Origin of the sequence: Rhodopseudomonas sp. BR0G17, assembly GCF_010907025.1 — a bacterium.
In the GTDB taxonomy this organism is placed as follows: Bacteria; Pseudomonadota; Alphaproteobacteria; order Rhizobiales; family Xanthobacteraceae; genus Rhodopseudomonas; species Rhodopseudomonas palustris_H.
Genome location: NZ_QUML01000167.1, coordinates 1 through 425, shown reverse-complemented (window position 1 = coordinate 425; position 425 = coordinate 1). Strand labels below are relative to the sequence as shown.

Below are 425 nucleotides of genomic sequence, written 5' to 3'. Positions count from 1 at the left end.
CTGACGTTCACCGCGGTGGTGCTGCCGCTGATCCTGTTCTGGCTGCTCAACCGCGAGATCGACCGGCTGCACGGCGACGCCATGCGACGCCAGGCCGAGGTGGTCGCCGAACATCTCAGCGTCGGCCCGGACGGACAGCTCAACCTCGCCCTGCCGCAGGATCTGCGCGACGTATATTCGGCCGCCTACGGCCGCTATGCCTATGCGGTGATCGACGGCTCCGGCCAAGTGCTGTTCAGCTCGAACCCGGACCGCAAACCACTGCTGCCACGCCGATCCGCGGAGCGCGCCTCGTGGTTCGGTCTCGTCACCGGATCGACCGGCCTTTCGGGAGACAGCATCGAGCGACGCATCGGTGGCCGGACGCTGACAATTCAGGTGGTCGAGGATCTGTCGAACGGCGACGTCATCATCGACGATATCGC

The 425-nt window shown here is 65.9% G+C and carries 1 pseudogene; it reads left to right on the top strand.

Annotation, left to right across the window (positions count from 1 at the left end):
* A pseudogene (locus DY467_RS25705) lies at nt 1–425 on the top strand (sensor histidine kinase N-terminal domain-containing protein); the annotation flags it as partial.